Below are 21,153 nucleotides of genomic sequence, written 5' to 3'. Positions count from 1 at the left end.
TGATGCGGCCGGTCTGCTATGCAGGATGGACATGAAACGGGCAGGGATTGCTTAAGCCCTGCGCAGAACAGCGCTAAATCCCTCTTGACGCTCGACTTTCAACGCGCGCAGCCCGGCCCTCGCGGAGCCCCCTGCCCAAAGCCCCGGCAGCCCCGTCGCCGCGCGTGTGCGGTGCAGCACGGATATCCCGGAACCGGACAGTTTCGCCCGGCAGGTCGATGCCCTGCGGCGGCTCTCCCTACTCGGCCGCGGCCTCGTAGGGCTGTGCCGCGAGGCCGTCGGCCAGGAAACCGCCGGACTGGCGCGCCCACAGGCGGGCATAGAGCCCGCCGCCGGCGATCAGCTCGGCATGGGTGCCCTCCTCGATGACTCGTCCGGCATCGAGGACGATGAGGCGGTCGAGGGCCGCGATGGTGGAGAGCCGGTGCGCGATGGCCAGCACCGTCTTGCCCTCCATCAGGGTGTCGAGGCTCTCCTGGATCGCCGCCTCCACCTGGGAATCGAGGGCCGAGGTCGCCTCGTCGAGGATGAGGATCGGCGCGTCCTTCAGGATGACCCGCGCGATGGCGATGCGCTGCCGCTGGCCGCCGGAGAGCTTCACGCCGCGCTCGCCCACCTGGGCGTCGTAGCCGGTGCGGCCCTTGTGATCGATGAGGTCCCGGATGAACGTGTCGGCCTGGGCGAGGCGCGCGGCGCGCTCCACCTCGGCCTGGGTCGCGTCGGGGCGGCCATACGCGATGTTGTCGCGGATCGAGCGGTGCAGCAGCGAGGTGTCCTGGGTGACCATGGCGACGGCGCTGCGCAGCGACCCCTGCGTCACCCCGGCGATGTCCTGGCCGTCTACGCGGATGCGGCCGCCCTCGAGGTCGTGCAGGCGCAGCAGCAGGGACGTGATCGTGGTCTTGCCGGCGCCGCTGACGCCGACGAGGCCGACCTTCTCGCCCGGCCGGATGTGCAGGTTCAGGCCCTCGATGATCGCGGCGTCGTCGCGGCCGTAGTGGAAGCTGACGTTCTCGAAGCGGATGTCGCCGCCCGTGACCGCCAGGGTCCCGGCCTCGGGCCGGTCGGTGATGGCGTGCGGACGCGCGATCGTCTGCATGCTCTCCTGGATGACGCCGACATTCTCGAAGATGCCCCGCACGGTCTGCATCACCCAGCCCGACATCGCCATCAGGCGCAGGACCAGGGCGAGCCCGGCCGAGGCCTCGCCCGTGGTCATGCCCCCGCGCTGCCACAGGAGCACGCAGACGCTGGCGGTGGAGAGGATCAGCAGGCTGTTGAGGAGGCCGAGCAGGGTCGTGGTGCTGCTCACCAGCCGGAACTGGTGCAGGTAGGCCTTGGTGTGCACGTCGACGGCATCGCGCACCGCCGCCCGCTCCTCGCGGTCGCGGGCGAAGAGCTTGACGGTCAGGATGTTGGTGTAGCTGTCGACGATGCGCCCGATCAGGGCCGAGCGGGTGTCGGCCGTCACCAGCGAGCGGGACCGCGCCCGGGGCACGAACCAGCGCGTCAGGGCGGCGTAGGCTGCGATCCAGACCACCACGGGCAGGGCGAGCCAGAGGGAGATCGAGCCGAACAGGCCCACCGCCGTCACGGCGTAGATCGCGACGTAGAGCAGGGTGTCGATGAACACGACGGCGAGCTCGCGCACCGCCGGCCCGACCTGCACCACCCGGTTGGCGAGGCGCCCGGCGAAGTCCGCCTGGAAGTACGAGAGCGAGTGCCCGAGGGTGTAGAGGTGCGTGCGCCAGCGGATCTGGTTCGTGGCCTGCGGCACGATGAGCTGGTTCGACAGGATCTCGTGCAGCCAGATCGTGATGGGGCGCACCACCAGCAGGAGGCCGGCCGCCAGCATCAGGCCCGTGCCGTGCTCCTGCCACAGGGTGGCGCGGTCGGCCTTGTTCAGGAGGTCGATGAACCAGCCCATGAGCAGGTAGAGCGAGGCCTCCACCGACCCCGCCAGCACCGCCACCACGAACAGGATCGCCAGGGCGCCGCGGATCGGCCGGAGGTAGAAGCTCGCGAAGCCGAGCACGGATTTCGGCGGCATGCGACCGTCGTCGAACGGCGCGAAGGTGTCGATCCGGCGCTCGAGCCAATCGAGAAACATGAGACCATCCGGTTGCTGCAGCGCTCCCTTAGCTATGCCGCCTTGACCGTCTGCCAACCGGGGAGCGATGCCGCACGGACCCGCCCGCTCCGTATGAGACGCCGCCGATGCTCCGCCTCGCCCTCTACCAGCCCGACATTCCACAGAACACCGGCACCCTCCTGCGCCTGGCCGCCTGCCTCGGCGCCGCCGTGGAGATCATCGAGCCGGCGGGGTTCGACGTCTCCGACCGGCACCTGCGCCGCTCGGGCCTCGATTACCTCGACCGGGTCGCCGTCACCCGGCATCGTTCGTGGGACGCGTTCTCGGCGTGGCGGCGGGCGGAGAACATCCGCCTCGTCCTCGCCACCACCCGGGGCGCCCTGCCCTACACCGACTTTGCCTACCGCGACGGCGACTGCCTGCTGATGGGCCGGGAATCGGCCGGCGTGCCCGAGGCCGTCCACGCCGCAGCGGATGCCCGGGTGGTGGTGCCGATCCGCCCCGACCTGCGCTCGCTCAACGTCGCGGTCTGCGCCGCCATGATCCTGGGCGAGGCCCTGCGCCAGACCGGCGGCTTCCCACGCGCAGATTGAACGACGTGCAATCTCGCACTTGAACAGTGTTCAAAAGCTGCGACAAGCGGGGGGTGGACAGCAGCCACCGACCCGGAGCCCGACGATGCTCAGACTGTTTCGTACCCTCGCCCGCGGCGCCGCCGCCCGCGCCGAAGAAGACCTGTTCGACCGCAACGCGCTCCTGATCCTCGACCAGCAGGTCCGCGAAACCCGCGCCGCCCTGGAGCGGAGCCGGCAGGCGCTGGCCGCCTCGGTGGCGGGCGACCGGGCCGAGGAGCGCCGCCTCGCAGACGTCGAGGCCCGCGCCGCCGACCTCGAGACCCGCGCCGTGGCGGCGCTCCAGGCCGGCCGCGACGACCTCGCGGCGGAGGCCGCCGAGGCGATCGCCGAGTTGGAGGCCGAGCGCGACGCGATCCGCACCGCCCGCAGCCGCTTCGCCGCCGAGCTGACCCGCATCCGGGCGACGGTCACGGACGCCACCCGGCGCCAGGCGGAGCTCGAGCGGGGTCGGCGCCTCGCCGCCGCGGCCGAGGCGGCCCGTCGCCTGCGGGTGAGCCCGGCCCCGCAGGACCGCGGCACGCTGCAGGGCCGCGCCACGCTGCAGGACCGCGCCACCTTGAAGGAGGCCGAGGCGACCCTGGCGCGCCTGCGCAGCCTCCAGGCCGAGGCCGACGACACCGAGGCGGCCCTGCGCGAGGCCGAGCCGGGCGCCGACATCGCCGAGCGAATGGAGCGCGCCGGCTTCGGCCCGAGCGCCCGCCCGGCCCCGTCCGCGATCCTCGACCGCCTGCGCGCCCGGGCCGAAGCGCCCCGCGAGCCGACCGCCTGACCCGTCCCAAACCCCGACCGCACCGCACGCCAAGGAGCACGACCATGACCAACGAGACCACGCAGCATTCCGGCGCCTGGGTCGCCTTCACCTACGCGTCGTTCCTGGGGTCCGCCGCGATGGTGGGCCTCGGTATCCTGTTCATGCCCATCGACATCTGGATCAAGGGCTACCTCGCCATGGGCACGATCATGCTCGTGCAGTCCTGCATCACCGCCACCAAGACCATCCGCGACGTCCACGAGGGCCGGCGCATGGTCAACCGGATCGAGGACGCCAAGACCGAGCGGCTGCTGATGTCCGTCAAGGATTGAGCACCGCGCCCCGGCGAATTGACGGCCGGGCGGCGGGATGGGACATCCCCCGGCATGACCATGCCCGAATCCTCCGTCCCCCCGCTGCCCGAGGCCGAGCGCGACGCTTTGAAGGCCGCGGCGACGGCGTGGTTCACCACCCTGCGCGACCGGATCGTCGCCGCCTTCGAGACCCTGGAGGCCGAGGCCACGGGCCCCTTCCACCCCGACGCCCCGGCCGAGCCCGGCACCTTCGTGAAGACCCCCTGGCAGCGCACCGATCACAGCGGCGCGCCCGGCGGCGGCGGCACCATGGCGATGATCAAGGGCCGGGTGTTCGAGAAGGCCGGCGTCCACGTCTCGGCCGTCCACGGCGAGTTCGCGCCGGAGTTCCGCGCCCAGATGCCGGGCGCCGCCGAGGACCCGCGCTTCTTCGCCACCGGGATCTCGCTGATCGCGCATCCCTGGAACCCCAACGTGCCCACCGTCCACATGAACACCCGCTTCGTGGTGACCACGAAGACGTGGTTCGGCGGCGGCGCCGACCTGACCCCCGTGCTCGACCGGCGCCGGACCCAGGACGACCCGGATTCCCTGACCTTCCACGCGGCCATGCGGGAGGCCTGCGACGCCCACGCGCCGGCCGCCGACTACGCCCGCTACAAGGCCTGGTGCGAGGAGTACTTCCACCTGAAGCACCGCAACGAGCCGCGCGGCATCGGCGGGATCTTCTACGACTATCACTGGACCGGCGACCCGACGGCCGACCTCGCCTTCACCCGCGACGTCGGCGGAGCCTTCCTGAAGGCCTACCCCGCCATCGTGCGCGCCAACCTGGCGACGCCCTGGACCGAAGCGGACCGGCTGGAGCAGCAGGTCCGGCGCGGGCGCTACGTCGAGTTCAACCTGCTCTACGACCGCGGCACCATCTTCGGCCTGAAGACCGGCGGCAACGTCGCCTCGATCCTGTCGTCGCTGCCCCCGACGGTGCGCTGGCCGTGAGCGCCCCGGCCGCCCCTCCGGCGGACATCACCGAGACCAACCGTGCGGTGGCGCGCAGGCTGGCGGGGGCCTTCGGCGGCGCGCCCTCCGTCGCCCGGCACGCCGACGAGACCGGGCGCAGCCACGTCGACATCCTGACCTGCCGCGACGCCCCGCGCCCCGGCCTCATCACCTGCGCGACGGTAACCCTGGCCAACCACCCGCTCTACCGGGACGGCGCGGAGTTTCCCGGGCGCTGCGAAATCCTGGGCGTGAGCAGCGACCCGGACGTGGCGCGCATGCTGGCGGCCTGCGCCTTCCGGGTCATCGACGGCCACTGGTTCCTGGCTCCCGGCATCGTCTTCCCCGGCCTGCTCACGGGCCTCTCGGCGCGCCTCGCCCACGTCCTGTTCGTGCCGCCGGCGCTGTTCGCGGCCGGGCTGGAGGCGCCGGCCGCCGCCGACACGGCGCTGGCCTTCCTCCAGGCGGTGCCGATCTCGGAGGCCGAGTACGCCTTCGCGCAGGAGGCCGGGGGCGATGCCCTGGAGGACCTGTTCGCCGAGCGCGGCGCCGACCTCTTCGACCTCCAGCGGCCCTCGGTGCTCTGATGGCCGAGACCGACAGCAAGGCGGAGCCCGCGCGCGACCTGCCGACCCGCTTCGCCCCGCAGCAGGACGCGGCCCTGAAGGCGATTTCCGACTGGCGCAAGTCCGGCGGCCAACAGGTGTTCCGCCTGTTCGGCTATGCCGGCACCGGCAAGACCACCCTTGCTCGCCGCATCGCCGACGACGTCGAGGGCACGGTGGTGTTCGGTGCCTTCACGGGCAAGGCCGCCTCGGTGATGCGCCAGAAGGGCTGCCACGACGCCGCGACGATCCACAGCCTGATCTACCGCACCAAGGAGACGGAGGATGGCGGCCCGGCCTTCACCCTGAACCGGACCGGGCCGGTCTCGAAAGCCGAGCTCATCGTCATCGACGAGTGCTCGATGGTGGATTCCGATCTCGGCAACGACCTCCTGTCCTTCGACCGGCCGGTGCTTGTGCTGGGCGACCCGGCGCAGCTGCCGCCGGTGCGCGGGGGCGGCTTCTTCACCGAGGCCGAGCCCGACGTGATGCTCACCGACGTCCACCGCCAGGCCGCCGACGACCCCATCGTCCGTATGGCGATGACGGTGCGCGAGGGCGGGCGCCTCACCATCGGCGACTACGGCGAGAGCCGCATCGTCTCGCGCCGGTCCATCGACCCGGCCGTGGTGCTGCAGGCCGACCAGGTGCTGGTGGGCATGAACAAGACCCGGCGGCTCTACAACAACCGCCTGCGCGAGCTCGCCGGCCACACCGACCCGATGCCGGCGGTGGGCGAGAAGCTCGTCTGCCTGCGCAACGACCGCACCAAGGGGCTCCTCAACGGCTCGACCTGGACCGTGCACGCCCAGCGCTCGTCGCCGCGCTCGGACACGGTGCGCCTCGACGTGGTGCCGGAGGACGACCCGGCCCTGCGCCGCCGCCCGGTCGACATCAAGGTCCTCAAGGCCGTGATGTCCGGCTCCGAGGAGGAGATCCCGGCCTTCCTGAAGCGCGAGACCGACGAGTTCACCTACGGCTACGCCCTGACGGTCCACAAGGCGCAGGGCTCGCAATGGGACGACGTCGTGCTGTTCGACGAGTCCTTCGCCTTCCGCGAGCACCGGGCGCGCTGGCTCTATACCGGCCTGACCCGGGCGGCGAAGCGGATCACCGTGGTGGTGTAAGGCGGCTTGCGCAGCCCTCACCCCTCGGGGACAACGGAGGCGAACGCGGGGAGATTCGCATGGCCTTGACCGGACGTTGCCGCTGCGGCGGCATCCACTACGTGGCCGAGGGCGAGCCGAGCCACAGCGCCCTGTGCCACTGCACCGATTGCCGGCGGTCCTCGGGCGCACCGGCGGTGGGGTTCGCGCTGTTCCCGGACGACCGGATCACCATCACCGGCACCCCGTCCGTCTACGAATCCTCGCCGGGCGTCCGCCGCGAATTCTGCGGGACCTGCGGCACCGGCCTGTTCTACCGCAACGCGGCGGTGTTTCCCGGCCAGGTCGACCTCCACACGGCGACCCTGGACGATCCCGACGCCCTGCCCCCGTCGATCCGCATCCAGGTCGCGGACGCCCCCGAATGGTTCGGTCGCTTCGACGCCCTGCCGGCCTTTCCGCGCTATCCCGGATAGGCGGCGACGCCGGCGGCGCTTGGAGCCGACCCCGCGAGCGACTACGTGAGCGGGGTTCCCAACCGAACCGGAGCCTGTCTTGTCCCATTCCGAAGCGAGCGGTCCGCCGCAGATGCACGCCACGACGATCCTGATGGTCCGCAAGGGCGGCCGGGTGGTGATCGGCGGCGACGGGCAGGTCAGCCTCGGCCAGACCATCGTCAAGGGCAATGCCCGCAAGGTCCGGCGCCTCGCCAAGGGTTCGGTGATCGGCGGCTTCGCGGGGGCCACCGCCGATGCCTTCACGCTGTTCGAGCGGCTGGAGGCCAAGCTCGAGCAGTATCCGGGGCAGCTGACCCGGGCCTGCGTCGAGCTGACCAAGGACTGGCGCACCGACCGCTACCTGCGCCGCCTGGAGGCGATGATGCTGGTGGCCGACAAGGAGGTCAGCCTCCTGCTCTCGGGCGCGGGCGATGTCCTGGAGCCGGAGAGCGGCGTGATGGCCATCGGTTCAGGCGGGAACTACGCCCTGTCGGCCGCCCGCGCCCTCGAGGACAGCAGTCACGACGCAGAAGAGATCGTTCGCCGGGCGATGCGGATCGCTGCCGAGATCTGCGTCTATACGAATGACAGCCTGGTGATCGAGACCTTGGAAACGGCCGAGAGCTGATCGCGGGCCGACTCGTTAACCGAAGTTTTCGAGACACTGTTTACGAGCTTGAATCAACGCTCGTGGCAGGGTCCCGAACATGACGATCAAGGCGAAGATACTGTTGTTCGTCCTGGCCTGCGGGGCAATCACCCTGGTGGTCGCCGGCGTCGGGATTGCCACCCTCTCGGCCTTCAACGACGCGATGGTCGAGTCCCGGCAGGCGGCCCGCCGGGCCCTCGACGCGGCCAACGTTAACCGGCTCGTGAGCAACGTCGTCCTCGAATCCCGCGGCGTCTACGCCGCCAAGGATACGGCGGACGCGCAGAAATACGCCGACCGGATGCGCCAAAACCTGACGGCGATGAACGACCTCCTCGGCGCCCTGGGCCGCCGGGTCCCCGAGGCGGAGCGGGCGCCATTCGATCGGGTGCTGCAGGGGGCGGCCACCTTCACCAGCCTGCGCCAGGAGATCGCCCGGGCGGGAACCGCGCTCGCCCCGAAGGCGGCGGCGGATCTCGGCTTCAACGAGGCCAACCGCGCCAACCGGCAGGCCTTCCAGGATTCCATCGACGCCCTGGTGGCCGGCGGCCAGGCCCAGGTCGCTGCCATCGATGCCGCCACCGACACCCTCTACGACGGCCGACTGACCCTGCTGATCGTCCTGGCCGCGGGCGGCACCCTCGCGAGCCTCGTGCTCGGCCTCCTGATCGGGCACCGGCAGATCGCGGCGCCCCTCGCCCGGGTCACCGCGGCCATCCGGCGCCTGTCGGAGGGCCAGCTCGACCTGCCGCCCGTGAAGCCGGGCCGCGACGAGATCGGCGCGATCTGGTCCAGCATGCAGGTCTTCGCCCGCTCCATGCGGGAGACCGAGACCCTGCGGGCGACGCAGGACGAGGCCGCCGGGCTCGCCTCCACCCGCCGCCGCACCGAGCGGACCGAGCTGGCCGACCGCTTCCAGGGCAGCGTCGGCGCCCTCGTGGGCGACCTCTCCGACGCCGCCGCCGCCATGGAGGAGACCGCCCGCTCGATGTCGGCCCAGGCCGAACGCACCAACCTGCAATCCGCCGCCGTGATGCGCGCCGCCCAGGAGACGGCGCAGAACGTCCAGGCCGTGGCCGCCGCCACGGAGGAGCTCGCCGCCACCGCCAACGAGATCGGCCAGCAGGTCGGCCAGACCTCGGCCGCCGCGGCCAACGCCGTCGAGAGCAGCCGCCAGACCAATGCCCGGGTCGAGGCCCTGGCCGAGGGCGCCGCCCGCATCGGCGACGTCGTCGCCCTGATTTCGAACATCGCCGGCCAGACCAACCTGCTGGCGCTGAACGCCACCATCGAGGCGGCCCGGGCCGGCGAGGCGGGCCGCGGCTTCGCCGTGGTCGCCACCGAGGTGAAGACCCTTGCGGCCCAGACCGCCAAGGCGACGGACGAGATCACGGCGCAGATCGGCATGATCCAGGCCGCCACCCGCGAGACCGTCGAGGCGATCCGGGAGATCGGCACGACCATCGGCAGCGTGCACAGCATCGCCCTCGGCGTCGCGGCGGCGGTGGAGGAGCAGCAGGTCGCCACGCAGGAGATCGCCCGCAGCGTCAGCGACGCCGCCCGCGGCACCCACGACGTCACCGAGACCATGGCCGAGGTCCAGGGTGCCGCGGTGGAGGTGGGTGCCGGAGCCGCCCAGGTCCTCGCCTCGGCGGCGGAGCTCGCCCGCCGCTCCAGCGCCCTCGACGGCGAGGTCACGCACTTCGTCGGCTCGATCCGCGCCGCCTGAGACACGGGAACGACTGGAAAGGGCGAGGCGGCGCGCTTAAGTCGGGGGCGTGCGTCGTCCACCCCCTTCCCGCCCGACGCGGCATCGCCCTCGCCCTGCGCGGGGTGACCCACCGCGAGGTTCCGTCGTGATCACCGCCGACCACCTCCGCCGCGCCGTGGCCGAGGGCATCATCACCGAGATCCAGGCCGCATCCCTCGATCGCCTAGCGCGGGCGAACGGGGGGCCGGACACCGGCCGCGACGAACCCCGTGACGACGAGCGCCTGCGCTTCGTCTCGGGCTTCGCCGACATCTTCGTCACCCTCGGGCTGTTCCTGTTCCTCGGCGCCTGCGCGCATTTCGGCCTGTCGACCCTCGGCCCGGCGACCGGCTACGCCCTGATCGCCGCCCTCGCCTGGGGCCTCGCCGAGTTCTTCACCCGCCGGCGCCGGATGGCCCTGCCGAGCCTCGTGCTCCTCGTGGTCTTCGCCCTGGCGGTGCAGTCGGCAGCGGCCTTCGCCCTCGCCGGAGGGGGCGGCGCCGGTGCGAGCTGGCCGACCCTCCTCGACCTCACGGCCGATCCCCGCTCGGGCCCGCTGCCGCTGATCGGCGGCGCCCTGGCGACCCTCGCCCTCGTCACCCTGCACTACCGGCGCTTCTCCGTCCCGATCACGGTGGCGGCCGGGGCGGCGGCGCTCTGCGCCCTCGTCTTCGGATTGCTGCTCGCAGCGGCGCCGGACCTGACGCGCGCGGGGCGCAACGGCTTGTTCATCGCAGCCGGCCTCGGCGTCTTCGCCCTCGCGATGCGCTTCGACCTGTCGGATCCGGCCCGCGTCACCCGGCGCACCGACATCGCCTTCTGGCTGCACCTGCTGGCCGCCCCGCTCATCGTCCACCCGATCCTGGGCAGCCTGACCGCCGGCGGCGGCCAGGCGGCGACCCTCGGGGTGCTGGCGATCGTCCTCGGCCTCGCGGGCATCGCCCTGGCGGTGGACCGGCGGGCCCTCCTGGTCTCCGGCCTGGTCTATGCCGGGCTCGCCCTCGGCGCCCTGGTGCGCGGGGCGGGCTTCGCCGGCAACACCGTCCCCTTGAGCCTTCTCACCCTCGGGGCCTTCATCCTGGCGCTCAGCGCCGGATGGCACCCCTTGCGCGCCCTCACCCTGCGCGCCCTCCCCCGCCCCCTGGCAGCCCGGCTGCCGCACCCGATCGGAGCGTGATGACCACCTTCTCTCCCCGCGAGATCGTCTCGGAACTCGACCGCTTCATCGTCGGGCAGGCGGATGCCAAGCGCGCCGTCGCCATCGCCCTGCGCAACCGCTGGCGCCGGCAGCAGCTCACCGGCCCCTTGCGCGAGGAGGTCGCCCCAAAGAACATCCTCATGATCGGGCCGACGGGCTGCGGGAAGACCGAGATCGCCCGCCGCCTCGCGCGCCTCGCCGGGGCCCCGTTCCTCAAGATCGAGGCCACCAAGTTCACCGAGGTCGGCTATGTCGGCCGCGACGTGGAGCAGATCGTGCGCGACCTCGTGGAGGTCGGCATCGGCCTCAAGCGCGAGGAGAAGCGGCGCTCGGTGAAGGCCAAGGCCGAGGCCGCCGCCGAGGCCCGCATCCTCGACGCCCTGGTCGGGCCGACCGCGAGCCAGGCCACCCGCGACAGTTTCCGGAAGAAGCTGCGGGCGAGCGAACTCGACGACAAGGAGGTCGAGATCGAACTCACGGGCGCCGCCCCGGGCGGTCTGCCGATGTTCGAGATCCCCGGCATGCCCGGCGCCTCCATGGGCGCGGTCAACCTCGGCGACATGCTCGGCAAGGCGCTGGGCGGCCAGAAGGGCAAGCCGCGCCGGATGACGGTGAAGGATGCCTACGCGCCTTTGCTGGCCGAGGAATCCGACAAGCTCGTCGACGCCGAATCCCTGACGCAGGAGGCGATCCGCGAGGTCGAGGACAACGGCATCGTCTTCCTCGACGAGATCGACAAGATCTGCGCCCGCGAGGGCCGCTCCTCGGCGGATGTCTCCCGCGAGGGCGTGCAGCGCGACCTCCTGCCCCTGATCGAGGGCACCACGGTGGCGACGAAGCACGGGCCGGTGAAGACCGACCACATCCTGTTCATCGCCAGCGGCGCCTTCCACGTCTCGAAGCCCTCCGACCTGCTGCCGGAGCTGCAGGGCCGCCTGCCGATCCGGGTCGAGCTGCAGCCGCTGACCGTCGAGGATTTCCGCCAGATCCTGACCTCGACGGAGGCGAGCCTGCTGAAGCAGACCGTGGCGCTGATGCAGACCGAGGGCGTCACCCTCGCGTTCAGCGACGACGCGGTGGACGCCCTCGCCCGGGTCGCCGTCGACGTGAACAACTCGGTGGAGAACATCGGCGCCCGCCGGCTCCAGACCGTGCTGGAGCGCGTCATCGACGAGATCTCCTTCACGGCCACTGACCGGTCGGGCGAGACCGTGCCGATCGACGCCGCCTACGTGCGCGCCCGGGTCGAGAGCCTCGCGGCCAACGCGGATCTGAGCCGGTTCATTCTCTGACCGGGGCCGTTCTTCCGCTTGGGGGAGTCCGTCGATCCGCTTGACCTCGCGGCTCAGGCCGCGACGGCGCTGAGGAAGCGGCCGATCTCGGCCTCGAGGCCGGCCGCCACGTCCTCGACGGAGGCGGCGCTGCCCTGGACGCTCTCCGCCATGGCGGCCGTCCGGCGGGTGGCGTCGGTGACCGTGCCGAGGTCGCGGGCGATGGCGACCGAGGTCGTGGCCGTGTTCCCGGCATTGCGCGAGATTTCGCCGGTGGCCTCGCCCTGCATCGCGACCGCGGCGGCGAGATCCTTCGTCATCGCGCTGATCGTGCCCATCCGGTCGGTCATGCGGCCGATCGCATCCACCGCCTGCCCCGTCGAGGTCTGGACCGAAGCGACCTGGCTGGCGATCTCGTCGGTCGCCTTGGCGGTCTGGCTCGCCAGCGCCTTGACCTCGGAGGCGACGACGGCGAAGCCGCGCCCCGCCTCGCCGGCCCGGGCCGCCTCGATGGTGGCGTTCAGCGCCAGCAGGTTGGTCTGGTCGGCGATGGCGCGGATCAGCCCCACCACGTCGCCGATGCGCTGGGCCGTCCCGGCGAGCTCGCCCATGCGGTGATTGGTGCTCGAAGCCTCGTCGAAGGCGGCGTCGACCGCGCCCTTGGCGGCATCGAGGCGGCCGCTGATCTCGACGATCGAGGCGGTGAGCTCCTCCGCGGCGCTGGCCACCGTCTGGACGTGCGACGAGGTCTCGCGCGAGCCGGCGGAAGCGCCCTCCACCGCGCGGGAGGCCTCGGCCGAAGCGCTCGACATCGCGGCCGAGCGGCTGCGCAGGTCGCCGGTCTGGGCACCGACGGCGTTCAGGGCCTCGGAGACCTGGCTGCGGAAGCGAGCGATCTCGGCATCCAGGAGCGCCCGGCGGTCCTGGGCGACCTGGCTCATGGCAGCCCGGTCGGATTCCAGCGCGCGGGCCCGCAGGCTGGTGTCGCGCAGGGCCTCCAGGGCGCGGGCGACGGCACCGACCTCGTCGGCGGCGTCCCGGTAGGGAATGACGCCCTCGTAGTCGCCTGCGACCAGGCCGGAGGTCCGCTCCGCGATGACCCGGATCGGCCGGAACAGGCGGACGGCCACGAGGCCGACGAGGAGGCAGGCCAGGACGGCGACGGACAGGATGGTCCAGCGCATCGCCGCCATCGTCTGGGCGTAGACCGTCTCATAGGCCTCCAGGGGAACGCCGACATACAGGAGGCCGTTGATGCGCCCGGCCGCGTCGAGGGTCGGCTGATAGACCGTGAGGTAGGAGCGGCCGAACAGGTTCGCGGGCCCGCTATAGGCCTTGCCGGCGCGGATCAGGGCCAGGGCCGGATGGTCGGCGGCCAGGGCGGTGCCCACCGCCCGCTCGCCGCGCTCGTTCTTCATCGTGGTCACGCGACGCACGAAGCGATCGCCGGCGGGATCGTAGGCGAACACCGTCGCGCTGCCGCCCACATACGCCACGGTGCGGTCCACGATCGCCTGGTCGGACAGGCCGCCGAGGTCGGGCATGCGGGCCGTGCGGACCCGATCGCCGTCGAAGGCGATCTCGGCCCCGGCAATCTGGTCGCCCGCGACGAGGCTCAGGGCGCGCAGGTGGCGCTCACCGTCGGCGCGCTGCTTGGCCTCGAGCTGTGACCCGATCTCGTAGCCGGTCACCAGTAACAACGCAGCGGACACCAGCAAAATTGCGCCAGCAGCCAGCAGAATGACCTTCGCGGTGAGCGTCTTGAGGTGAATCATCATGCAACCTATCGGCGATCGTATTTAAAGTACGACCAGGACTTGGCTGAGAGACGCTATCAACCTCTTAACGCGCGATTCACTCGGCGCGATTTGAAACCGGATGATCGAACCTCGATGGCGAACATCTGCGTTCGACTTTGATCCTTTGTCGAGACTTCTGTCCTGAACTGCGCGGCGCCGTGGCCAGCGATCCGGAAAGCCTCACGCTTCCCAGACCTGGCCCGGCCGCATCGCCACGAACCGCTCGGGCGCGAGCCCGTGCGCGGCGCGCGCCTCCGCCAGGGCGTCCACCGGCTGCTCGATGCCTTCGTCGGTGAGCTGGAAGGTCCCCCAATGGTGGCCGAGCATCTGGTCGGCCCCGAGCAGCAGCCCGGCTTCCACGGCCTCGGCCGGGTTCATGTGCTGGTCCTTCATGAACCAGCGCGGCTCGTAGGCGCCGATCGGCAGGGTGGCGAGGCGCGGCGGCCCGAAGCGGGCGCGGGCGTCCCGGAAGGTCGCGCCGTCGCGGAGCCCGGTATCGCCCGAATGGTAGTGCACCCCCACCGGCGTGGTCAGGACGAAGGAGCACCACAGGGCCATGCGCCGGTCGTTCAGACCCCGGGCCGACCAGTGGTGGGCGGGCGTGACGTGGACGGTGAGGCCACCGCCGAGATCCACGGACTCGCCCCAGTCGCGGGTCTCCACGTGCATGGTGTCGTCGTAGGCGCGCAGCACGGCCTCGTTGCCGAGGGGCGCCAGGATCAGCGGCTGGTGCGCCTGCCAGATCCGCGCGACCGCCGCTCCGTCGAGGTGGTCGTAGTGGTTGTGGGTGATCAGCACCGCGTCGATCGGGGGCAGGTCGGCGAAGGCGATCCCCGGGGGGTTCACCCGCTTGGGGCCGGCGAACTTCACCGGGCTCGCCCGGCGGGCATAGACGGGATCGACCAGGATGTTGCGGCCGGCGACCTGGAACAGGTAGCTCGCATGCCCGATCAGCGTGACGCGCAGGCCCGAGACCCGCTCGGGCGGCACGTCGGGCGCGTAGGGACTCGGGTGGAAGGCCGGCCAGGCCTGGCGCAGAGGACTGTCGACCCCGCGGCGGGAGCGCCAGCGGGCGATGTCGCCGAGGGTCTTGTCCGCCGGCTGGTCCGAGCTGTGGAAGCGGACGCCGTCGAAATGGTCGCTGCGCGGCCCGCGATAATAGGGATTGCGCCCGCGCTTGTGGGCGGCATAGCCGACCCCGCCGAGCGTCATCACCGTGGCGGCGCTCAACGCCTTGATCAAACTATGCCGTTTCATGGATCCGAGATGGCGGCTGCGGCGCGCCGATCAAGCGCCGCGGCCCCGCATCGCGTCCGCAAGACGCATCGTATCCGCAAGACGCATCACTGGCCGATGCGCGGATCCGGGCCGGTCAGGAGCGCCAGCGCAGCTCCTGCGTGGCCAGGGGGTTGGCGAAGGGCCGTCCCTCCCGGGCCGCCTGCAGGGCCTCGCGCTTGAGGCGGAAGTACCATTGGGACGGCAGGTCGCCCTGGCCGAACAGCACCATGGTGGGCTTGCGGTCGAGGCCGGCCTGGGCGTGCTGGAGCACCTGCTGGTCCTGGGTCAGGAACTGGCGCATCAGCGGCCGCGCCACCGGCTTGAGGAGATTCAGCGCCGGCATGTTCCAGTACAGGGCGTTCGTCAGCATGGTCCGGTTCTGGGTCAGGGGCGTGGCGAAGGTGTAGTTCGCCACCCGCTTCGTCCCGGCCTCGATCCGCTCCAAGCGGACGCCCGGCAGGCGGAACTCGATCTCCACCGCGGGCACGCCGCCGAGCAGCCGGTACACCGGCGAGCTCGTCGTCGTGGCGTGGCTCGTCATGGTGAAGCCGTGCGGGGTCGGCGTGAAGGTCTTCACCTTCTCGCGCAGCTCCTTCGAGGGCCGGAACCACCAGGAATCGTGCACGAAGGCGACGTGTCCGGGATCCACGAGGCTGAGCGTCGTCAGGTCGAAGGAGGCCTCGACCACGAGTTCCACCACCAGGGACCCGGCCGCCGTGAAGCCGAGCTCCGGCAGCGCCGCCGGCGGCGATCCGGTCTCCGGCCCGAGATGCGGATTGACCCAGGCGAAGCCGGCGCTCTCGCGGATGGGAAAGCGCTGCACCGCGATCCGCGTGAAATCGGCAGTGTCCGAGGCCGACAGGGTCGGCACGTCGCGGCATCGGCCGTCGGTGCCGAAGCGCCAGCCGTGGAACGGGCAGGTCAATGCGTCGCCGTCGAAGCGGCCCTTCGACAGGGCCATGCCCCGGTGGGGACAGCGGTCGCGCAGGGCGAAGGGAGCGCCGGAGGCCTCGCGACCCAGGACGATCTGCTCGCCGTTGAGCTCGACGGCGCGCAGGGCCCCCGCATTCAGGGACTCGGACCGGCCGACGCAGTACCAGGCGTCGGGCAGCGGCTGGCGCATGGCGTCCGGGTCGAGGGCCGCCTCGTCGGGCGCCGGCATCCGCAGGGCTGTGGACATGGAGGGAAGCGGGTCCGTGGCCGGTGGGCGCGGACGCGAGGTCGGTGCCGCGCCGCGCGAGGGAGAAGGCCGGAACCTTTAGACCTCCGGCGGGGCCGAGGCCAGCCGCCGCCCCGCGGCACCGTGGACCCGCCCCGAGGGGAGCGGCGGATGGGCGCGGGCGCGGGCCTTTTCAAACCGGAAGGGGCTGACTAACTTCGGCTCACCCGCAACGAACGAAAGGAGGTGATCCAGTGTCTCATTGTCATCAGCCGCTCACCCCGGCCTCCCGGACCTGGACCTTCGCCTCCGGCGCAGCCTTCTAGCGCTCGACGCGAATACGACAGTTCCGGCCGGACACGAGTGGTTCGGCAATGGAAGGGCCGCCCCTCACGGGGCGGCCCTTCGATGTTTCAGGGTGGTGGTGTCGGGAGCGCGGGCCTCAGAGGCCGCTGCGCTTCTGGAAGATGGGCTGCGCCAGAGCCTCGGCCCGGGCGGCCCAGAGATCGCGCTCGCCGCGCATCTCGGAGAGCTGCGCGGCATCGGCCGCGCCCTTGGCCCGGAGGTCGCGGAGCTCGTTCTCCAGTTCGCCCTGCGTCGCGCTGAGCCGGTCGCGCTCGCGGCGCGCCTCCTCGAATTCCTGCATCTCGGCCTCGACATGGGCGCGCAGGTTGCGCAGCTCACGGGCGATGACGCCCTGGAGCGCGTCGTAGCGGTCGTTCTCGACCTTCAGCTTGGCCTTCAGCATGATGTTCTCGGCCATCAGGTCCGAGAGGTCGCCCTCCACGGCATCCGCCGGAGCGGCGGCCGGCGTCACGACCCGCGGGGTCCAGGCCTTGTTCTGCTCGGCAACCCGGGGCTCCTCCGCCATCGGGGCCGGAACGACCGCCGGCTGCACCTCGGCGCCCGCCGGTTGGGTCGCGGCCTTCATGGCTGCCAGCCAATCGCGCAGCGGACCGGGCTGAGGCCGGGTCGCCGTTTCGTACGGGGCGGGGTGACGGGCTGCTTCCGACATCGGCTGATCCTCGACTCTTGAAGCGCATACGATCAAAACATGCTTAACGAACCGTAAAGAGCCGCGACGTCAGGGTGTCGTCGGGGTCACTTACACCCGCGCGCAGGCCTCACGGTCGCGAGAGCCGCGCCCGCCCAGTCCTCCCCCAGCAACGCAATCCTCCGCAAGGGTCGAAGTGCCTATGACGCGCGAACATCCCGAAGCCCTCGAGTCCCCGCATCTCGCCGGCCTCCCGGGCATTCGGCACGCCTTCTTCACCCGGCGCGGCGGCGTCTCGGAGGGACTCTACGTCGCACTCAATGGTGGCCTCGGCTCGAGCGATGCGCCCGACCACGTGGGCGAGAACCGCCGCCGCATGAGCCGCCACCTCGATGTCGCGGAGGACGCCCTCGTCAGCCTGTATCAGGTCCACTCGCCCGACGTGGTGGTGGTCGAGGGTCCGATCGCCCTCGCCGATCGCCCCAGGGCCGACGGGATGGTGACCCGGGTGCCCGGCCTCGCCCTGGGCATTGCCACGGCCGATTGCGGCCCGATCCTGTTCGCCGACCCGGAGAACCGCGTCGTGGGCGCCGCGCATGCAGGCTGGAAGGGCGCCCTCGGCGGCGTGATCGAGCGCACCATCGCGGCGATGGAAGGGCTCGGCGCCGCGCGAAGTCGCATCGTCGCCGTGCTCGGGCCGACGATCGCGCAGGCCTCCTACGAGGTCGGACCCGACTTCATCGCCCGGTTCCGGGCGGACGCCCCCGCCTTCGAACGGTTCCTCGGTCCCGGCGCGCGTGCGGACCATGCCCAGTTCGACCTCCCGGGGTTCATCCTGGCGCGCCTCGCACAGGCCGGAATCGCCCAGGCGGACGATCTCGGGTGCTGCACCTACGCGGATCCCGACCGGTTCTACAGCTTCCGCCGGACGACCCATCTCGGCGAGGCGGATTATGGCCGACTGATCTCCGCGATCGCCCTCTCGGCGTAGGCCGTCCAGGCCCTGCGACACTTTGTCAAAGACCGATGATGAAAAAAGCGTGGCCGTGCGCGAACCTTGGCCATTGGTGCGCGTTCGGTGTTCACGGAGTGGGTGAGAATAAGACGAGTATCGCCACAAAGGGGCCGCGTTCGCTGCGGCTGGCGTGATCGTAACGCAACAGCTTCTCGCACGCTGCTGGCTTAAAGACGGGGAACTGCAGCGGACGCCACCCGTAAAAGTGGCGCCGGTGCGTAACGGTTAGAGGACCAGATCATGAAATCCTTCCTTCGCAGCGCCACCGCGCTCGCCGGCATCGCGATCGCCGGCTCCGCCTTCGCCGCCGACCTTCCGCGTCGTCAGGCTCCCCCGCCGGTGTTCGTGCCGGTGCCGGTGTTCACCTGGACCGGCTTCTACGCCGGTTTCAACGCCGGCTACGGCTTCGACGCCTCCAGCAACAGCCAGCCGACCGTCATCGGCGTCAACGGCGCCAGCACCCTGGTCCTGCCGGGCACCACGGCCGCCATCGCCTTCAGCAACGGCCAGAGCAACGACGGCTTCGTCGGCGGCCAGTACGTCGACTTCGGTCGTGAGCGGAACCGCTTCTCGGCCACCGGCCCSCTGGCCGCCCAGCAGGTCTTCAACCCGGCCGGCGTCTCGGGCCTCGACTACTTCGGCACCGTCCGCGGTCGCCTCGGCTACGCCTTCGACCGYACCCTCGTGTACGGCACCGGCGGCTTCGCCTACGGTTCGGGCGGCGGTCGCGACTTCGGTCTGACCAACTCCAGCCGCGACGACTTCCAGACCGGCTGGGCTGCCGGCGGCGGTATCGAGTACGCGCTCCCCACCGACTCGTTCCTGAACTTCTTCCGCTCCTCGGCCGTGACGCTGAAGGTCGAAGGCCTGTACGTGAACCTCGACCGCGGCAACCGCAACAACGGCGTCTTCGCCGTCAACAACGCCGGCCAGGAAGTCAGCCTGACCAGCCCGGGCGTGGTGCTCGCCAGCGGCGGCCGCCAGGTGCGCGACACCGAGTTCGCCGTCGTCCGCGCCGGCCTGAACTACAAGTTCGGCTCCTACTAGGATCCGACCCGATCGCGCCCTTCGCGGGGCGCGCATCTTCAGGAAAGCCCGGCCGCAAGGCCGGGCTTTTCCGCGTTCTGGGCAGATTCGAAATCGGCCCATGCATCCGGGACGGCAAAGTTTGCGTTGAACCCCTGACAAAGGCCGGCGGCACCCCCCATCTGTGACCCGCCCGTGCGGGTGGTCACCCGCCGGCTTGCCCCAGGAGGACAACTCCATGAACAGCGAAGAACGCGACGTCATCGGCGGCATTTTCCAGCGCCTGGAGCAGGCTTCGAGCCAGCCCCGTGACGCGGAAGCCGAGCGCTTCATTGCCGACAAGATCCGGGCACAGCCCTACGCGCCCTACGCCATGGCGCAGCTGATCTACGTGCAGGAAGAGGCGATCAAGAGCCTGAACGAGCAGCTGGAGCAGCTGCGCCGTGCGGGTCAGCAGCAGCCGCAGGGCGGCGGCGGCGGCTTCCTGTCCAGCATCTTCGGCGGCGGTTCATCCGCCCGCCAGCCCGAGCCACCGCGTCAGGGCGGCGCCTGGGGCAATCAGGGCGGCCAGCCGGGCTACGGCCAGCCGCAGCAGCCGGGCTATGGCCAGCCGCAGCCGGGCTACGGACAGCAGCCGGGCTATGGCGGCCCGCAGCAGGGCGGCCCGTGGGGTGGCCAGCAGGCGGCACCGGCCCGCGGCGGCGGCTTCATGGCGACGGCACTGCCCATGGCGGCGGGTGCCGCCGGCGGCATGCTGCTCGGCAGCGCCCTCTCCAACGCCTTCGCGGGGGGCCATTCCCAGCTCGGCAGCGCAGCAGCGGCCGGTCTCGGCGGCACCCCGAACATCACCGAGAACAACTTCTTCGGCGGCAGCGGCAACGAGGATCTCGGCTCGGCCCTCGGCGGCGGCAACGATCTCCAGGACGCGTCCTTCACGGATGATTCCGGCGGCGACTTCGGGGGTGACCTCGGCGGCGGCGGGGACGACGACTGGGTCTGATCCCACGACGACGAAGCGTCGGCGCCTCGATGGGGCGCCGGCGCTTCTCGTTTCAGGGCCCCGGTCGTGAGGCCTGAGCCGTCACAGGACCTCGACCCGCGTGCCGACGGGCGTGCGTTCGTAGAGATCGATGACATCCTCGTTCATCATCCGGATGCAGCCGGACGAGACGTTCTGCCCGATCGTGTGCGGCTCGTTGGTGCCGTGGATGCGGTAGAGCGATGAGCCGAGATAGAGCGCCCGCGCGCCGAGCGGGTTGCCGGGACCGCCGGCCATGTGGCGCGGCAGGTCCGGACGGCGCCGGATCATCTCCTCGGGCGGCGTCCAATCCGGCCATTCCCGCTTCTGGCTGATCGTCTTCAGGCCCGACCAGGCGAAGCCCGGCCGGCCGACGCCGATGCCGTAGCGGATCGCCTGGTGCCCGGGCTGGACCAGATAGAGGAACTTGCCGGACGTATCGACGACGATCGTCCCCGCGCGCTGCGGTCCATCGAAGGCGACGACCTGGCGGGCGTAGCGGGGATCGGGCGCGCGGGCGATGGTCTCGACCGCCGGCTCCACGGCCTGGGCCGACGGCAGGGCGGCGAGGCGGATCGGCGTCCGGACGGGCGCCGCGGCGACCGGTGGCGCGTACGAGGGTACGAAGCGCTCCTCGGGAACCCGGTCGCCGGAGTGGAGCATGCGTGGCGTCGGGGCGACACCGTAGGCGCGGGACGCGGGGTCGAGGGCCTGCGCATCGGCGAGGCGGTTGCCCGAGACGTAGCGAACCGGGGCCGGCGCGGCCGGGCGCGCTTCCTGTCCGCTTCCCAGCATGTACTCGATGAAGCCCCCGCCATAGGCGCCGGGCCGGGCCGATCCCTGCGACTGCGCCTGTGCCCCCTGCCCCGCCAGTCCCACCGTCAGGCAGGCCACGGCCACGCACCAATCGAACCGCATGCTCGTCAACGCTCCAAGCCTCGGTCGAACCCGTCCGCGGGTCCGACATGCCCGGAGGATCGGGGCCCCGAACGAGGAC

The 21,153-nt window shown here is 71.4% G+C and carries 20 protein-coding genes; 14 read left to right on the top strand and 6 right to left on the bottom strand.

The genetic code is table 11. The annotated features are described in order from the left end of the window. Positions 1-238 precede the first annotated feature (238 nt). Positions 239-2,110, bottom strand: coding sequence for an ABC transporter ATP-binding protein (locus ASF58_RS05805; protein WP_055948399.1), 1,872 nt, complete (start codon positions 2,108-2,110; stop codon positions 239-241). 107 nt (positions 2,111-2,217) lie between these two features. Between ASF58_RS05805 and ASF58_RS05800 the strand changes: the two genes are divergently transcribed. The 11 genes from ASF58_RS05800 (at position 2,218) to hslU (ending at position 11,888) form a co-directional block, all read left to right on the top strand. Continuing rightward, positions 2,218-2,685: a tRNA (cytidine(34)-2'-O)-methyltransferase gene (locus ASF58_RS05800; protein ID WP_055948395.1), complete on the top strand. Its 468-nt coding sequence runs from the start codon at positions 2,218-2,220 to the stop codon at positions 2,683-2,685. Between the two features lie 85 nt (positions 2,686-2,770). Beyond that, positions 2,771-3,496, top strand: a complete 726-nt coding sequence (locus ASF58_RS05795) for a PspA/IM30 family protein (protein ID WP_055948391.1) — start codon at positions 2,771-2,773, stop codon at positions 3,494-3,496. 44 nt (positions 3,497-3,540) lie between these two features. After that, entirely contained in the window at positions 3,541-3,810 is a 270-nt protein-coding gene (locus ASF58_RS05790; RefSeq protein ID WP_055948388.1) for a YiaA/YiaB family inner membrane protein, read from the top strand. Between the two features lie 60 nt (positions 3,811-3,870). Then, a complete protein-coding gene (gene hemF / locus ASF58_RS05785; RefSeq protein ID WP_200930181.1) occupies positions 3,871-4,791 on the top strand; it encodes an oxygen-dependent coproporphyrinogen oxidase in 921 nt (306 codons plus the stop codon). Next, positions 4,788-5,378, top strand: coding sequence for a suppressor of fused domain protein (locus tag ASF58_RS26480; RefSeq protein ID WP_055948382.1), 591 nt, complete (start codon positions 4,788-4,790; stop codon positions 5,376-5,378). The genes hemF and ASF58_RS26480 overlap by 4 nt, the downstream gene beginning before the upstream one ends. Further along, positions 5,378-6,523, top strand: coding sequence for an AAA family ATPase (locus ASF58_RS05775; RefSeq protein ID WP_055948379.1), 1,146 nt, complete (start codon positions 5,378-5,380; stop codon positions 6,521-6,523). Before ASF58_RS26480 ends, ASF58_RS05775 begins: the two co-directional genes overlap by 1 nt. A gap of 59 nt (positions 6,524-6,582) precedes the next feature. After that, positions 6,583-6,978, top strand: coding sequence for a GFA family protein (locus ASF58_RS05770; RefSeq protein ID WP_055948376.1), 396 nt, complete (start codon positions 6,583-6,585; stop codon positions 6,976-6,978). 112 nt (positions 6,979-7,090) lie between these two features. Then, positions 7,091-7,627, top strand: a complete 537-nt coding sequence (hslV, locus tag ASF58_RS05765) for an ATP-dependent protease subunit HslV (RefSeq protein WP_055948373.1) — start codon at positions 7,091-7,093, stop codon at positions 7,625-7,627. A 79-nt stretch (positions 7,628-7,706) separates the two neighbouring features. After that, the gene (locus tag ASF58_RS05760) at positions 7,707-9,377 is read left to right on the top strand and encodes a methyl-accepting chemotaxis protein (RefSeq protein ID WP_055948370.1); all 1,671 of its coding nucleotides are present in this window, start codon (positions 7,707-7,709) and stop codon (positions 9,375-9,377) included. A 127-nt stretch (positions 9,378-9,504) separates the two neighbouring features. After that, on the top strand, positions 9,505-10,575 hold the full coding sequence (locus ASF58_RS05755; protein ID WP_055948365.1) for a hypothetical protein: 1,071 nt from the start codon (positions 9,505-9,507) through the stop codon (positions 10,573-10,575). After that, positions 10,575-11,888: an ATP-dependent protease ATPase subunit HslU gene (gene hslU / locus ASF58_RS05750; RefSeq protein WP_055948363.1), complete on the top strand. Its 1,314-nt coding sequence runs from the start codon at positions 10,575-10,577 to the stop codon at positions 11,886-11,888. The genes ASF58_RS05755 and hslU overlap by 1 nt, the downstream gene beginning before the upstream one ends. 53 nt (positions 11,889-11,941) lie before the next feature. Here the strand turns inward: hslU and ASF58_RS05745 are convergent, their stop codons facing one another. From ASF58_RS05745 to ASF58_RS05730, 4 genes are all read right to left on the bottom strand, one after another. Beyond that, positions 11,942-13,645, bottom strand: coding sequence for a methyl-accepting chemotaxis protein (locus ASF58_RS05745; RefSeq protein ID WP_055948360.1), 1,704 nt, complete (start codon positions 13,643-13,645; stop codon positions 11,942-11,944). Between the two features lie 201 nt (positions 13,646-13,846). Next, a complete protein-coding gene (locus tag ASF58_RS05740) occupies positions 13,847-14,923 on the bottom strand; it encodes an MBL fold metallo-hydrolase (protein WP_055948357.1) in 1,077 nt (358 codons plus the stop codon). 115 nt (positions 14,924-15,038) lie between these two features. After that, positions 15,039-16,124, bottom strand: a complete 1,086-nt coding sequence (locus tag ASF58_RS05735; protein WP_055948354.1) for an aromatic ring-hydroxylating dioxygenase subunit alpha — start codon at positions 16,122-16,124, stop codon at positions 15,039-15,041. 421 nt (positions 16,125-16,545) lie between these two features. Beyond that, positions 16,546-17,118 (bottom strand): hypothetical protein, encoded by a 573-nt coding sequence (locus ASF58_RS05730; protein ID WP_082512832.1) that lies wholly within the window; start codon positions 17,116-17,118, stop codon positions 16,546-16,548. Between the two features lie 181 nt (positions 17,119-17,299). On the opposite strand from ASF58_RS05730, the gene pgeF reads away from it, so the two are divergent. The 3 genes from pgeF to ASF58_RS05715 all read left to right on the top strand — a co-directional run bounded on the left by pgeF (position 17,300) and on the right by ASF58_RS05715 (position 20,138). Then, a complete protein-coding gene (gene pgeF / locus ASF58_RS05725; RefSeq protein WP_055948351.1) occupies positions 17,300-18,088 on the top strand; it encodes a peptidoglycan editing factor PgeF in 789 nt (262 codons plus the stop codon). A 264-nt stretch (positions 18,089-18,352) separates the two neighbouring features. Next, positions 18,353-19,159: a hypothetical protein gene (locus tag ASF58_RS05720; protein WP_055948348.1), complete on the top strand. Its 807-nt coding sequence runs from the start codon at positions 18,353-18,355 to the stop codon at positions 19,157-19,159. Between the two features lie 217 nt (positions 19,160-19,376). After that, positions 19,377-20,138, top strand: a complete 762-nt coding sequence (locus ASF58_RS05715) for a DUF2076 domain-containing protein (protein ID WP_055948345.1) — start codon at positions 19,377-19,379, stop codon at positions 20,136-20,138. An 81-nt stretch (positions 20,139-20,219) separates the two neighbouring features. On the opposite strand, the gene ASF58_RS05710 is transcribed toward ASF58_RS05715, so the two are convergent. Further along, a complete protein-coding gene (locus tag ASF58_RS05710; protein WP_055948342.1) occupies positions 20,220-21,074 on the bottom strand; it encodes a L,D-transpeptidase in 855 nt (284 codons plus the stop codon). Positions 21,075-21,153: the final 79 nt, after the last annotated feature.

The sequence above is a fragment of the Methylobacterium sp. Leaf125 genome, from assembly GCF_001423085.1.
Lineage (GTDB): Bacteria > Pseudomonadota > Alphaproteobacteria > Rhizobiales > Beijerinckiaceae > Methylobacterium.
Note: the sequence above shows the minus strand (reverse complement) of the source record. Positions and strands in the feature narration are given on the sequence as shown.